The organism is Kitasatospora sp. NPDC002227 (assembly GCF_040296285.1).
Lineage (GTDB): Bacteria > Actinomycetota > Actinomycetes > Streptomycetales > Streptomycetaceae > Kitasatospora.
In genome coordinates this window covers 58780-72279 of record NZ_JBEOWY010000041.1, presented here as the reverse complement: position 1 = coordinate 72279, position 13500 = coordinate 58780, and the positions used below count along the sequence as shown (strand labels likewise).

15 protein-coding genes are annotated in these 13500 nt (G+C 71.8%); 10 read left to right on the top strand and 5 right to left on the bottom strand.

Features of this window, described 5'->3' with window-relative positions; translation table 11 throughout:
• Positions 1–267: 267 nt before the first annotated feature.
• Positions 268–585 carry a hypothetical protein gene (locus tag ABT095_RS28720; protein ID WP_350532443.1) on the bottom strand — a complete coding sequence of 106 codons (318 nt, stop codon included), beginning with the start codon at positions 583–585 and terminating at the stop codon, positions 268–270.
• A 22-nt stretch (positions 586–607) separates the two neighbouring features.
• A complete protein-coding gene (locus ABT095_RS28715; protein WP_350532442.1) occupies positions 608–1384 on the bottom strand; it encodes an SDR family oxidoreductase in 777 nt (258 codons plus the stop codon).
• Between the two features lie 171 nt (positions 1385–1555).
• On the opposite strand from ABT095_RS28715, the gene ABT095_RS28710 reads away from it, so the two are divergent.
• From ABT095_RS28710 to ABT095_RS28680, 7 genes are all read left to right on the top strand, one after another.
• A complete protein-coding gene (locus tag ABT095_RS28710) occupies positions 1556–2395 on the top strand; it encodes a helix-turn-helix transcriptional regulator (RefSeq protein ID WP_350532441.1) in 840 nt (279 codons plus the stop codon).
• Positions 2396–3499: 1104 nt separating this feature from the next.
• Positions 3500–6193 carry an FtsX-like permease family protein gene (locus ABT095_RS28705; protein WP_350532440.1) on the top strand — a complete coding sequence of 898 codons (2694 nt, stop codon included), beginning with the start codon at positions 3500–3502 and terminating at the stop codon, positions 6191–6193.
• Positions 6194–6201: 8 nt separating this feature from the next.
• Positions 6202–6951, top strand: coding sequence for an ABC transporter ATP-binding protein (locus tag ABT095_RS28700; protein ID WP_350532439.1), 750 nt, complete (start codon positions 6202–6204; stop codon positions 6949–6951).
• Positions 6944–7459 (top strand): MauE/DoxX family redox-associated membrane protein, encoded by a 516-nt coding sequence (locus tag ABT095_RS28695; protein WP_350532438.1) that lies wholly within the window; start codon positions 6944–6946, stop codon positions 7457–7459. The genes ABT095_RS28700 and ABT095_RS28695 overlap by 8 nt, the downstream gene beginning before the upstream one ends.
• Before the next feature lie 53 nt (positions 7460–7512).
• Positions 7513–8055, top strand: a complete 543-nt coding sequence (locus ABT095_RS28690) for a TlpA family protein disulfide reductase (protein WP_350532437.1) — start codon at positions 7513–7515, stop codon at positions 8053–8055.
• Positions 8056–8171: 116 nt separating this feature from the next.
• Positions 8172–9914, top strand: coding sequence for an ABC transporter ATP-binding protein (locus ABT095_RS28685; protein ID WP_350532436.1), 1743 nt, complete (start codon positions 8172–8174; stop codon positions 9912–9914).
• A complete protein-coding gene (locus ABT095_RS28680; protein ID WP_350532435.1) occupies positions 9911–10384 on the top strand; it encodes a S26 family signal peptidase in 474 nt (157 codons plus the stop codon). The genes ABT095_RS28685 and ABT095_RS28680 overlap by 4 nt, the downstream gene beginning before the upstream one ends.
• 54 nt (positions 10385–10438) lie before the next feature.
• Here the strand turns inward: ABT095_RS28680 and ABT095_RS28675 are convergent, their stop codons facing one another.
• Positions 10439–10822, bottom strand: coding sequence for a VOC family protein (locus tag ABT095_RS28675; RefSeq protein WP_350532434.1), 384 nt, complete (start codon positions 10820–10822; stop codon positions 10439–10441).
• A gap of 97 nt (positions 10823–10919) precedes the next feature.
• On the opposite strand from ABT095_RS28675, the gene ABT095_RS28670 reads away from it, so the two are divergent.
• The 3 genes from ABT095_RS28670 to ABT095_RS28660 all read left to right on the top strand — a co-directional run bounded on the left by ABT095_RS28670 (position 10920) and on the right by ABT095_RS28660 (position 12205).
• Complete coding sequence (locus tag ABT095_RS28670; protein WP_350532433.1) at positions 10920–11339, top strand: MerR family transcriptional regulator; 420 nt, start codon at positions 10920–10922, stop codon at positions 11337–11339.
• Positions 11336–11665 (top strand): thioredoxin, encoded by a 330-nt coding sequence (gene trxA / locus ABT095_RS28665; RefSeq protein WP_350532432.1) that lies wholly within the window; start codon positions 11336–11338, stop codon positions 11663–11665. The genes ABT095_RS28670 and trxA overlap by 4 nt, the downstream gene beginning before the upstream one ends.
• A 180-nt stretch (positions 11666–11845) precedes the next feature.
• Positions 11846–12205: a DUF805 domain-containing protein gene (locus ABT095_RS28660; protein WP_350532431.1), complete on the top strand. Its 360-nt coding sequence runs from the start codon at positions 11846–11848 to the stop codon at positions 12203–12205.
• A 19-nt stretch (positions 12206–12224) separates the two neighbouring features.
• Here the strand turns inward: ABT095_RS28660 and ybaK are convergent, their stop codons facing one another.
• Both ybaK and ABT095_RS28650 read right to left on the bottom strand, forming a co-directional pair.
• The gene (gene ybaK, locus ABT095_RS28655) at positions 12225–12710 is read right to left on the bottom strand and encodes a Cys-tRNA(Pro) deacylase (RefSeq protein WP_350532430.1); all 486 of its coding nucleotides are present in this window, start codon (positions 12708–12710) and stop codon (positions 12225–12227) included.
• 8 nt (positions 12711–12718) lie between these two features.
• Positions 12719–13447 (bottom strand): LON peptidase substrate-binding domain-containing protein, encoded by a 729-nt coding sequence (locus ABT095_RS28650; protein WP_350532429.1) that lies wholly within the window; start codon positions 13445–13447, stop codon positions 12719–12721.
• Positions 13448–13500 lie beyond the last annotated feature (53 nt).

Genomic DNA, 13500 nt, shown 5'->3' with positions numbered 1-13500 from the left:
GCCGGACCTCTTCAACCGCCTCAACCGAGGCGATCACGTCGCTCATCAGGTGCTCTTCCTTGATCGGGAGATACACCGGTCACCGTACAGACCCGAGCTGACCGCCCGGGAACTGGGGCTGACCTGGCTGCTGCGCGCGCTCTGACGGTACGGGGGGCAGACATGACGCCGTGAAGGCGCAGCTCCCGAGCCGCACGCCGAATGCCCGGACCCTGCATCGGCCACCTGCTGCGGCGGGGAACGCGGCCCAGCGGAGGGGCTCGCCGACTACTGATTGGCCGGGCGTTCCTCCTGGCCGGTGACGGCCGCTTCGAGGAGGGTGTCGTACAGGAGAGGTTCCGTGCGGGAGGTGTTGGCCGACCACCAGTAGGGGTGGTCGGTCTCGGGGTGGATGTCCTCGTAGACCGTGGCCAGGCCCAGGAGGGCGATGGGGGTCTCGGCGGAGAAGGTGAAGCCGTTCTTGCCGGCCAGCCAGACGGTCGGGGAGTCCTCGTCCGGGAGTTCTGCCTCCAGGTGGTAGCCCCGGCGGGCGAGGAGTTGGAGACAGGTCTCCCATACGTTGATGTGACTGGTCAGTGAGGCCATCGGCCCAGGCTACCGGTCGGGATCAACTGGGCTGGGCGGTGGGCATGATGGTGATCTGCTGGAGGTTGGCGCGGGGCGGGAGGGTGGCCAGGAAGGCGATGGTGTCGGCGATGTCCTGGGGGGTGAGCCAGTCCATGGACTGCTTGGAGTCGGCGAGCCACTGCTGGACGCCGTGGTCGGTGACGTGGCTCTGGAGTTCGGTGCCGACGATGCCGGGTTCGACGGCCGAGACGCGGACCTGCTTGGGGCCGAGTTCGGTGCGCAGGTGGCGGGAGAGGTGGGTGACGTAGGCCTTGGTGGCGGAGTAGACGGCGAAGTTGGGGAAGATGTTCTGCGCCGCGATGGAGGAGGTGTTGACCAGGTCGGCGACGCCGCGCGAGGCCGCGGCGGCGACCAGCTGCGGGGTGAAGGCGCCGATCACGTTCATCAGGCCGGTGATGTTGAGATCGATCTGCCGCTGCCACTGCTCGGTGGCCAGCTCCTCGATCGGGGCCGGGAGCATGACGCCCGCGTTGTTGAACAGCAGGCCTGTGGTGCCGAGTTCGGCCTGGATGCGGTCGGCGGCGGCCTGGACGGCGGTGGCGTCGGTGACGTCCACCGCGATGGGCAGGGCGGTGCCGCCGTCCTTGCGGATGCGGGCGGTGAGGTCGTCCAGCCGGTCGGCGCGGCGGGCGAGGAGGGCGACGGCGGCGCCGAGGGAGGCGAGCTTCTCGGCGGTGGCCTCGCCGATGCCGCTGGAGGCGCCGGTGACGACCGCGACGCGGCCGGCGAGGGGGTGGGCAGGGGTGTGCACGGACATGGGATGCACCTTCTGGTGAGGGGGAGTTGGGCCGAAGCTCCGTCGGCCGCAGATCCATCACACCACCGGGGGAAGGCGCCGGAAGCGGCGTAGCCGGCCCGCTCGTGACTGGTACTGGCAGGGCCACCTTCGGGCCGCCGCAGCCCTGAAGTACTGATCCACAATGGGGCCATGGACGGTAACAGCGAGCTCGCCGACTTCCTGCGCTCCCGCCGGGCCCGGATCACTCCCGAGCAGGTGGGTCTGCCGGCCGGTGGCCGGGCGCGGCGGGTGCCGGGCCTGCGGCGGGACGAGGTGGCGCGGCTGGCCGGGGTGAGCACGGAGTACTACACCCGGCTGGAGCAGGGGCGGTCCGGGCGGCCTTCGCCGGAGGTGGTGGCGGCGCTGGCCGGTGCGCTGCGGCTCGACGCGGTCGAACGCGAGCACCTGGAGGACTTGCTGGGGCGCCCGGGCCGACAGGTCAGCGCGGCTCCGCAGCGAGTGCGGCCCGGGCTGCACCTGATGCTGCAGACGCTGGAGCACGTGCCCGCCTTCGTGCTCGGTCGCCGCACCGACGTGCTGGCCGCCAACCGGCTGGCCCGCGAGGTGCTCACCGACTTCGACGCGCTGCCCGCCACCCAGCGCAACCTGGCCCGCTACTACCTGCTCGACCCGACGGCCCGGGACAAGGTCGGCGACTGGGAGCGGATCGCCGCCGAGACGGTCGCGATCCTGCGCCTGGAGGCCGGCCGCTACCCGAACGACCGCCGGCTCGCCGAGCTGGTCGGCGAACTCACACTGCGCTGCCCGGAGTTCACCACCTGGTGGAGCGACCACAAGGTGCTGCGCCGCACCCACGGCAGCAAGTCCTACCTCCACCCCGAGGTCGGCGAACTGCACTTCGCCTACGAGTCCTTCCAGCCGCCGGGGGACCAGGGGCAGACCCTGTGCGTCTACAACGTCGAACCGGGCTCGCCCACGGCGGACGCCCTCCGCCTGCTCGCCAGCTGGACGGCCACCCCGGCTGGATGAGGTCCAACCGGACATCGGGGCAGAACCATGCCATAGCGGGTGAAAGGCTTCCAACTGCCGACGGCTTGTTCGTGAACATAGCGAAGAAATCGGACAGAAGGAACTGTGTACATAGTTTCTTATTGCGGCGGCTGATCCAGTGCCGCTAGGGTCCTCAGTTGTCACCGGGGGGCGATCTGGAGTTCGGCCGCCTGGTGGCCTGTATGTCACTCCGATGATTGGGGACCACAATGAGCGGATTCTTTGCTTCTCTCGCCGACCGCGCCCTCGCGCGGATAGTTCCGACGGCCACCGCTTCGGCTTGTGTGCCGCCGAACCCGTGGACCGAGTGCGACTACATCAATGGCCAGGGGCCTTACCGGCTCAACTGCTGGCACGAGTGCACCGGTGCTGTCACCTGCAATGTTGTCGGCACCTGCTGATTTCCGGTGATGCGGATCGGGGTGCTGGCTCCAGTGGCCCCGATCCGCTCCGGCGGCCGTGCGGCCGTGCAGCCGTGTGGCTGCGCAGCCCGGGCTCCCTGGCCGCCGCGCCAATCGGACATCTGGGTGCAAGAGCGCCATACCTGACGTAAGAGCACCAATTGCCATGATACCTTCGTGGACATAGCGAATATGTGGCACGTCAGGTGCTGTGTACAAAGATTCATTGCGGCGGCCGACCCTCCGGCGCTATGGTTCTCGGCTGTCGCCGGGGGGTGCTCCGAAGTGCGCCTCCTGATGGTCCGTGTGTCACTTCCGATGATTGGTGACCTCATGAGCAGATTCCTTGCCTCACTCGCCGACCGTGCTCTGGCGCGAATGGTCCCGACGGCAACCGCGTCGGCCTGCGTGAATCCGAGCCCGTGGAACGAGTGTGACTACCGGAACGGCGGCTACCTCTTGCTGAACTGCTGGTACGAGTGTGACGGCACTGCCACGTGCCGTTCGGCCGGCCATTACTGCTGATTTTCAGCGACGGAATTCGGAGCCACCGATCCCGGTGGCTCCGATTCTGTACCGATGACCCAGGGGAGCGGATTCTTCTATGCGGCGTGTGGTGTGGTCGCAGTTGCGCCACCGGTTCGGACGCAGCGTGGCCTTGTTCGTCGGAATCCTGGTGGCGGTGACGGGATTTGCCGTGCTCACGGCCACCTCGCAGACGTCGCGGCTGACGGTGACCGGGACGGTGTCCGCGCATTACCGTACGCAGTACGACCTGCTGATCCGCCCGAAAGGCTCGACCACGGAGCTGGAGCGGTCGCAGTCGCTGGTCCGGGCCGGATTCCTGTCGGACGTGCACGGGGGCATCACCCTCGACCAGTACCGCGCCGTTCAGGGGCTGCCGGGGGTGGAGGTGGCCGCTCCGATCGCGATGATCGGCTACGTCATGCCCGAGGCTCGCATCTCGGTCCCCCTCGGCAAGCCGTCCGGCGGCGGACCGCAGGTCTGGCGCGTGCGCGTGAACTGGGGATGGGACCGCGGCCTGTCGCACCTTCAGGCGACCGACGCGTACGTCTACCTCACCCCGCAGGCACTGGAGCTCGCTCACACGCCCGATGCGAAGGGCGGGCTCCCGACCACTCAGGCCATGCCCGACGGCTCGGTGGTCACCGTGTGCCCGCAGCCCCAGGCCTCGGACAAGCGGCTCACCCCCGGTGGCGAGGTGCAGTGCGTCTCCACCGCGCCCTCGGCGCAGGCCGTGTACCGGACGGCGGCCGACGGCACTGTCACCTTCACGCTCTCCTGGCCGTTCCCGATCGTCCTGGCCGCCATCGATCCGGCGGCCGAACAGAAGCTCAGCGGGCTCGGCGGCGCCGTGGCCACGGGCCGGGCGCTGACCGCCTCGGACGGGATTGTCAGCAACCCGGGCGGCTCCGACTCCGTGCCGGTGGTCGCCGCGTCCTCCACCCCGGTGGACGGCAGCGCCTCCTGGAGTGTCCAGGAGCTGCCGCCCGCCGCTTCCGCCGCCGTGGTCCAGGCGGGTGGTGACTACCAGGCGCTGACGGCGGGCCTCGCCCGGATCAGCGGCAGCACCACGGGCAGCGGTGAGGTCACGGCCAACACCGCCTACCAGGGCCTGCTCACCCAGCTGACCCAGGGGATACCGGCGACCAGCTACTGGAAGGCCGCTCCGGTGTCCTACACGGCCGGTGCCCGTGCCGGTGCCGGTGCGGGTGCCGGTGGCGGCCAGGCGCTGACGCCGGAGTCCGTGACCAACCCGCCCGACGTGTGGCGGTCCGCGTTCACCAGGGGCACCGTGACCGTTCCGGCGGCCGCCGCCGATGGCCAGTTCCGCGGCCTGACACCGTACTTGGGCTCGAACGTCAGTCAGTCCCGAGGGTCGGAGGACTCGCGGATCGCACCTTCGCTGCGGAGCGTGGGAAGCTACGACCCGAGCCGCCTGACCGGTCATCAGGACGCCGTCCAGGGAAGTCTGGACGTCTTCTCGTCCAGCCGGCTGACCCCGGCCGACCCGCAGTCCTCGCGGCTGCTGCGCGGACAGTCGCTCCAGCCCGACGGCGACCCGGCCGGATACGCCCAGCAGCCCCCGATGATGTTCACCACGCTCGCGGCGCTGCCGGAGTTCGGGGATCCCGAGGTGTACCAGGGCGCCGACGGGTCGGCGCCGCTGAGCCTGGTGCGGGTACGGGTCGCGGGGGTGACGGGGGTGGACGCGCTGTCCCGGGAGCGGGTGCGGCAGGTCGCCCAGGAGGTCGTCGACCGGACCGGTCTCGACGTCGACGTGGTGGTCGGCTCGTCCGCCGCGCCGGTGACGGTCCAGCTGCCCGCAGGCTCGCACGGGCGCCCGCCGTTGACGCTCGCGGAGGCGTGGACCCACAAGGGAGTCGCGGCGGTGATCCTGGCGGCGATCGACCGCAAGAGCCTGGTGCTGTTCGGCCTGGTCCTCGCGGTGTGCGCGGGGTTCGTGGCCAATGCCGCGGCTGCCTCGGTGCGGGCGCGGCGCGGTGAGCTGGCGATCCTCGCGGCCGTGGGGTGGACCCGGCCGCGGATCTTCTCCTTGGTCCAGGCGGAACTGGCGTCGATCGGAGCCGCGGCCGGGGTGGTGGGCGCGCTCCTGGCCTGGCCGGTCGCCTGGGTGACCGGAGTCCGGATCGGATTGGCCGACGTGGTGCTCGCGGTGCCAGCCGCCGCGCTGCTCGCGGTGCTCGCCGGCCTGGTGCCGGCCTGGTCGGCCACCCGGGTCGCCCCCATGGAGGCGCTGCGCACGGCTGTCCGCCAGCGCCGCCGACCGGTCCGGAGCGGACGCCCGGGCCTTGCCCGGATGGCCTGGCGCAACCTCCTGCTGGTCCCCGGGCGCACCGCGCTGGGCGCGGCCACCCTGGCCATGGGGGTCTGTGCCACCGCGCTGGTGCTCACCGTGACCGTCGCCTTCCACGGCGTGCTGGTGGGGAACATGCTCGGCCAGGCGGTGTCGGTTGCCGTACGGGGCGTCGACGGGGCGTCGACCGCGCTGATGCTGGTGCTCGCGCTGCTGGCCGTGGCCGACCTCTCGTACACCAACATCAAGGAGCGGACGGCCCAGTTGGCCCTGCTCCAGGCCACGGGCTGGACCAGCGGCCAGATCTGCCGCCTGATCGCCTGGGAGAGCGCCGGGCTCGGCCTGGCCGGCTCCCTGGCCGGTGGCGCACTGGCGTACGCCGGTACGGCGCTGTTCGCCGGTGCGGTCGACCGGACCGCCCTCACGGTCATCTCGGCCGCGGTCGTCGTGGGCACCGCACTGGCCGTGCTGGCCGGCGTGGCGCCCGCCCTGACCCTCACTCGCCTGCACACCGCCCGCAGCCTGGCAGAGGAATGAACCAGACCATGACCGACAAGACGGACCCGACCGAGCAGAGCCCCGCACCGCAGGAGCCGCTGATCGCCGTTCGCGGCCTGTGCAAGACCTACCGCACCGGCGAGGCGGTCGGCGGTGTGCCCGCCGCCGACCGGATAGACCTGGACATCACCCGTGGGAGCATCACCGCGCTCACCGGCCCCTCAGGGTCGGGCAAGTCGACCCTGCTGCAACTGATCGGTGCGCTGGACCGGCCCGACGCCGGGACGATCGACGTCGACGGCACCCGGGTCACCGAACTGCGCGGCCGTCGGCTCAGCGGCTACCGGGGGAGCCTCGGGTTCGTGTTCCAGCGCTTCCACCTGCTGCCCACGCTCAGCGCCCTGGACAACGTCCTGGTGCCGGTACTGAACCTCCGGACGGACTACGACCGCGGCGCCCGGGCCCGTGAGCTCCTCGAGCAGGTCGGTCTGTCGGGACGGGAGTCGGCCCTGCCCTCCCAGCTGTCCGGCGGCCAGCAGCAACGCGTGGCCATCGCCCGTGCGTTGATCAACCGGCCGTCGGTGATCCTCGCCGACGAACCCACCGGCAACCTCGACTCGCGCACCGCCGAGGAGGTCGTCGACCTGCTGCTGTCCCTGCGTGCCCGCTACGACACCACATTGGTCATCGCCACGCACGACCCGGTGCTGACCGCCCGCTGCGACCACGTCGTCCACCTGGTCGACGGCCGGGTACGGACCCGTGGTGCGACCGAGCCCGGGGGCACCGGTGGCTGAGACCGCGATGGTCGCCCTCCGCGCGGCCGTCCTCCTGGTGATGGCGGCCGCCGTGGCCGGCAAGGTGCGGCAGCGCGGCGGTCTGGCCCACTTCACGGACTGGGTCGGGACACTGGGCCTGGTGCCGAAATCCTGGTCAGCCGTCGTGGCCCGGGCCACGGTCTGCGCCGAGGCCGCGACCGCGGTGCTGGTGGTGCTGCCGTGGACCGTGCCGGTGGCGCTGGCCCTGGCCGGGCTCGTCTTCGGGATCTTCGCCGTGGCCACCTGGCGGCTCGTGCGCCGCCGGAGCCGGACGCGCTGCTACTGCTTCGGGCCGTCGACCGCCCAGCTCGGGCCGAGGCATGTGGTGCGGGACGGCGCCCTGGCGATCGCGGCCGTGCTCGGCCTGGCCGGGACGGGCCTGCCGCTGCCGCCGACGGCGGGGATCCTGCTCGGCGTACCGGCGGGCGCCTTGGCCGCCCTCCTCGTCGTCCGGCTCGACGACCTCGCCGACCTGTTCACCGTCTGAGACCTGTTCACCCCCCCCAAGAATTGTCCGAACTCCCGGAAGGAGTACGTGCCATGCCTTACCTGACGGCCGCCGTCGTCCTGGTCGCCGTGGCCTGCGCCGCGAACCTGCTGCTGACCTTCGGAGTCATCCGACGGCTGAGAGCGGGCACGCCGGAGGCCGCCGGGCCCAGTGGCTTCCCGATGGCACCTCAGCTGGCGGTCGGCGCAGAGATTCCCGCCTTCACCGCCACCTCGACCGACGGCCAGGAGATCACCCTGGACGGCCTGCTCGGCCGGCCGACCCTGGTGGGGCTGTTCTCGACCGCCTGCGACACCTGCCGTGACCAGGCGCCCGAGTTCGTCGCCCACGCCACCTCCGCCCACGGGGACGACCGGAACGTCATCGCCCTGGTCCAGGGCCCGGCCGAGGACGCGGGCGACCTGATCGCGGCGCTCGGCGGCGCGGCGCGCGTGATCGTCGAGCCGCTGGACGGCCCGTTCTCGAAGGCGTTCCAGGCCAGGACGTTCCCGACGGTCTACGAGCTCGGCGTGGACGGACGGGTGGCCCACGCACAGCTCGGGGTCGGGCGCCTGCCCGCTCCGGTCGGGGCGTGAGGGCGCAGCGGCGGTCGGGTTCCCGTTCCTGGCGCGACACCGCCGGCGAGTTGACCGCCATGTGCGGTCTGGTCCGGCGGGCCGCCAGGGGTCCGGTCGCCTGGTACGGCGTCACGATGTGTCTCGGTGGTCTCGCCCCGGTGTCCGTCGCCTGGGCCATGGGCGAGGTGGTCGACACGCTCGCGCACGGCCGGTCCGCCCCCGGCCGCCTGCCGGGCCTGGTCGCCCTGGTGCTCGGGGCGACGCTGGTCGCCGCGGTCGTGCCCCTGGTCGGCCGGTACGCCGAGGCGCAGTCCCGGCGACGCATCGCCATGACCATGTACGACGAGCTCTTCCGGGCGGTCAACCGGGTCGGCGGGCTGAGCCGGTTCGAGTCCCCGGCCCACCTGGACAAGGTGCGGCTGGCTCAGCAGGCGGTCCAGATCGTGCCGCTGAAGTCCGTCCCGGCCGTCTTCTCCTGCGTGCAGTCCCTGGTCACCGCCGGGGGTTTCCTGGGCACCCTGCTCGCGGTCAATCCCGTGCTGGCCCTCGCGGTGCTGGTGTCGGCGGTGCCGACGGTGGTCTCCAAGCGGGCGCTGGGACGGCGGCGGACCGATGTGCAGTGGCACAACTCGCCGCGGCTGCGCCGGCAGATGTTCTACACCCGCCTGCTGACGGAGCTCCAGGCCATCAAGGAGGTGCGGCTGTACGGCCTGGGCGACCACCTGCGCGAGCGGTACCTCGACGAGACCCGGGAGATCAACCGGGGCGAGCGGTCCGTCGACCGGGCCGAGCTGCGGACCGAGTCCGTGCTCTCCCTGACCGGTACCGCCGTCATGGGCGCGGGGATGAGCTGGGCGGTGTACGCGGCGGCCCACGGGTGGCTGTCCGTCGGTACGGTCACCATGTTCCTGCTGGCCATCGGGTCGGTGCAGAGCTCCCTCGGCTCCTTCGCCGGGCGGATCGGTGATCTCACCGAGGCGTTCACGCTGTTCGGCAGCTTCCGCGAGCTGTGCACGGCCCCGTCCGACCTGCCGGTGCCGCGGCAGCCGGCGGCGATCGGGCCCCTGCGCACCGGGATCGAGTTCCGTGACGTCTGGTTCCGGTACGGCGACGACCGGCCCTGGATCCTGCAGGGCCTCGACCTGACGATCCCGCACGGCCGGACGGTGGCCCTGGTCGGCCTGAACGGCGCGGGCAAGAGCACGCTGATCAAGCTGCTCTGCCGGCTCTACGACCCGACCCGGGGCCGGATCCTGTGGGACGGGGTCGACATCCGCGACGTCGACCCCGCCGAGCTGCGGCGGCGGATCGGCACGGTCTTCCAGGACTACATGACCTACGACCTCACGGCCGCGGAGAACGTGGGGCTGGGTGACCTGCCCGCGCTCCAGGACCGCGAGCGGATCGTCCGGGCCGCCGGACTCGCCGGCATCGACGAGGTGCTGGGCGGGCTTCCCCGCGGGTACGACACGATGCTCAGCCGGATCTTCACCGACACCCGGGACGGGAAGAACCCCCAGGCCGGTGCGGTGCTGTCCGGTGGTCAGTGGCAGCGGGTGGCCCTCGCCCGAGGGCTCATGCGGGACCAGGCCGATCTGCTCGTCCTCGACGAGCCGAGCTCGGGCCTGGACGCCGAGGCCGAGCACGACATCCACACCCGGCTCGTCCGGCACCGCGGTGACCGGGCCACCCTCCTGGTCTCCCACCGGCTGGGAGCGGTGCGCGAGGCCCACACCATCGTGGTGCTGGCGGACGGGCGGATCGTGGAGGAGGGGACGCACGAGTCCCTGATGACCGCTCAGGGCAGGTACGCCGCACTGTTCGAGCTCCAGGCCGCGGGCTACCGGGAGACCTCCGGCCTGAGCGGGGCACGATGACCGCCGCCCTGCTCGTCGCCCTGGCGGCCGCCGTGCTGGTGGCCCGCTGGATGGTGCGCCACCGGTTCGCGGTCATGAACGTCGACGGCATCAGCATGGAGCCGGCTCTCCAGCACGGTGACCGGCTCCTCGTACGGCGCTGCAAGCCGGCCCGGGTGCGAGCCGGCCGGATCGTGGTCGTCGAGCGCCCCGACCGCCGCACCGGCTGGAGCGGCGCCAGGCACGGTGACGGCCGGGTCCGGGCCGGCAGCCGGGACTGGTACGTCAAGCGCGCCGTGGCGGTCGGCGGGCAGCGGGTGCCGACGGCGCTCGCCGAGCTGTGCCGTCTCCCCGCCGATGCCCAGGTGCCCGGTGACTCGCTGCTGCTGCTGGGCGACAACCCGCGCAGCGAGGACTCCAAGCAGTGGGGCTACTGCCCGGGGGACCGCCTGCTGGGTGTCGTCGTGCGCCGCCTCGGGAGGCGTGGCTGAACCCGCCGCCGGGCTACGAGCCGTTGGAGTTCGCGCAGCTGCTGTGACGCGGGGTCAGGACGGGTCGTGGCACAGGCAGAAGGGGTGCCCGGCCGGGTCGAACAGGACGCGGACGTGCTCCTGCGGCTGGTACTCCGCGAGGGTCGCGCCCAGCGCCTGCGCCTCGGCCACGGCCGGGTCGAGGTCGCCGACCTGGAAGTCCAGGTGCATCATCGGGCGCTGCGCACCGTCGACGGGCGGCCAGACCGGCCGCTGGTAGCCGGCGGCCTCCTGGAAGACCAGGAACGGCCCCTGCGGCGAGGCCGCCACGACGGTCGTGCCCGGCTCCTCGTGGCCGAAGTGCCAGTCGAGCAGCCCGGCGTAGAACCTGGCCAGGGCACCAGGGCCGGGCGCCTCGAGAGCCGTGCCCCACCACATGCCGCCGGTCCTCGATCGCATGGCAGCAGTATGGCGGCCGGGCCGGGGCGCGCTGGCGTTGACGTCGGGGGAAAGGTCTACCGTCGCTGTGACGGCGACGGGAAGGCGGAGCGGGACGATGCGGATCGGGGAGCTGGCCGAGCGGGCCGGGACGACCACGCGCACCTTGCGGTACTACGAATCGCGCGGGCTGCTCAGTGCGCGTCGGGCCGGGAACGGCTACCGGTCGTACGGGGAGGCGGATCTGCACCTCGTACGGCAGATCCGGCTGCTGCAGGACTTCGGCTTCGAGCTGGAGGACACCCGGCCGTTCGTGGAGTGCCTCCAGGCCGGGCACCCCGCCGGGGACTCCTGCGCCGCCTCGCTGGAGGTCTACCGCCGCAAGCTGGCCGAACTCGACGCCTGCCTGGACCGGCTCGGTGCCGTGCGCGAGCAGCTCGCGCGGCAGCTGGCCCGGGCCGAGCTGGGCCACGAAGCGGCCGACCCGCGCTGTGAGTTCTCGCCTCAGCAGACACCGACGAAGGAGCACCCCGCATGACCGTGACCGAGCTGGCAGCCGTGACCGACGAGACCTTCGCCGCCGAGGTGCTCGCCTGCGACCTGCCCGTCCTGGTGGACTTCACCGCCGCCTGGTGCCCGCCGTGCCGCATGATCGCCCCGGTGCTGGCCCAGGTGGCGGCCGAGGAGGCGGACCGGATCAAGGTGGTCAGTCTGGACGTGGACACCAATCCCCGGATGCAGGCCAGGTACGGTGTGCTGTCGATGCCGACCCTGATGGTGTTCCGGGCCGGGGAGCCGGTGAAGTCGATGGTCGGCGCGCGGGCCAAGGCGAAGCTGCTGCGGGAGCTTGCCGAGGTGCTGTGAGCCGAGGTGCTGTGACGGGAGTGAATTCCGGGATTTCGCCCGAACCGTCGCAAACCGGCTGAAATCGCCGAATGGTAGTCACGGTCAGGTATCAGCTCGTTCCCGCCCGCTTGACCGCCTTTTTGGCCGCTCCTACCTTTTCAACACTCGTCGAGAGTGAAAAAGGATTCGGGGGTAGTGGTGGACTGGTATCTGGCTGTCCTCAAGAACTACGCGGGATTCGGCGGCCGTGCGCGCCGCAAGGAATACTGGATGTTCCAGCTCTTCAACATCATCGCCGTGATCGTCCTGGAGATCGCCGACCGGCTCCTGAGCACGAACGGCGTCCTCACGCTGATCTACCTGCTGGCGGTGCTGGTGCCGTCGATCGCGCTGGTCGTCCGCCGCCTGCACGACACCGGGCGTTCCGGCTGGTGGGTGCTGATCGGAGTGGTGCCGTTCGTCGGCGGGCTCGTCCTCCTCGTCTTCACCCTGCTGGAGGGGCACCCGGGGGAAAACGAGTTCGGTCCCAATCCGAAGCAGAATGCCGTTCAGGCCTGATTCCGGAACGGGTGCGTTCCTACCGGCCGATCGGGGCCGTCACCGCTGCGGTGAGGCGGACCAGATCGGCCGGGTCCAGCGCGACCTCGAGGCCGCGGCGGCCGGCGGAGACGTGGATGACGGGGTGGGCGAGGGCGGTCGCGTCCAGGACGGTGGGGAGGAGGCGGCGCTGGCCGAGGGGGGAGATGCCGCCGCGGACGTAGCCGGTGGTGCGTTCGGCCAGCACCGGGTCGGCCATGGCGGCGCGCTTGCCGCCGACGGCGGTGGCCAGGGCCTTGAGGTCGAGCTGGCCGGAGACCGGCACGATGCCGACGGTGAGGCGGCCGTCGACCTCGGCGAGCAGGGTCTTGAACACCTGGGAGGCCGGGATGCCAAGGGCCTGCGCCGCCTCGGCGCCGTAGGAGGCGGTGGCCGGGTCGTGGTCGTAGGAGTGCAGGGTGAACGGCACTCCGGCCGCCTCGAGGGCCACCACCGCCGGGGTGCCGCCGGTCTTCTTCTTCGCCACAGAGAGCCTTAGTTCGGGCTGAAGGGCTGGCGGGTGAGGTCGCCGGCGGGGACGGAGGGGAGCCAGCCGAGGATGGCGGTCTCCTGGCGGAGCAGGTCGAGCTCCGCGGTCAGCCGGGTGGCGGTGTCGGGGCAGGCCAGCAGCTGCTGCTTCACCGGGGTGGGGAGCAGGGTGGCGGCCGCCACCAGGTAGGAGAGGACCCCCGGCTCGACCGGGAGGTCCTGCTCACCGGCCAGGGAGGACTCGCGGGCCCCCGCCAGGCGCTTCTGATACGCCCGGAAGGCCCGTTCCACGCCGAGGGCCAGGGCCCCGGCCCCCTCGCCCTGCTGCTCCTCGATCGGCTCGGCCTCGCCGACCAGGTACGGGCCGCCGGTGTCGACCGAGCGGAGCCGGAAGCGGGTGGTGCCGGTGACGACCAGCTTGTACTGCCCGTCCGGGAGCTCCTGGACGGAGGTCACGTCGGCGATGCAGCCGATGTGGTGCAGGGCCTCCAGCGGGTCGCCGGTGATGGTGCCCAGGCCGTCCAGCGGCCCGGCCGGGCCGTCGTGCTCGCGGACGGGCGCCACCTCCCGCCCGTCCTTGATGGCCAGCACCCCGAAGCGCTGCGGCTCGCCCTCGGGCCGGGCGAGCAGATCGGCGACCAGCCGCCGGTAGCGGTCCTCGAAGACGTGCAGGGGCAGCACGAGCCCCGGGTAGAGGACCGTGTTCAGCGGGAAGAGCGGCAGCCGTTCAGTCACGGCGGACAGCGTAGTTGCCGGGCGGCTCGCCGTGCGAAGGGATACCTCTCAGC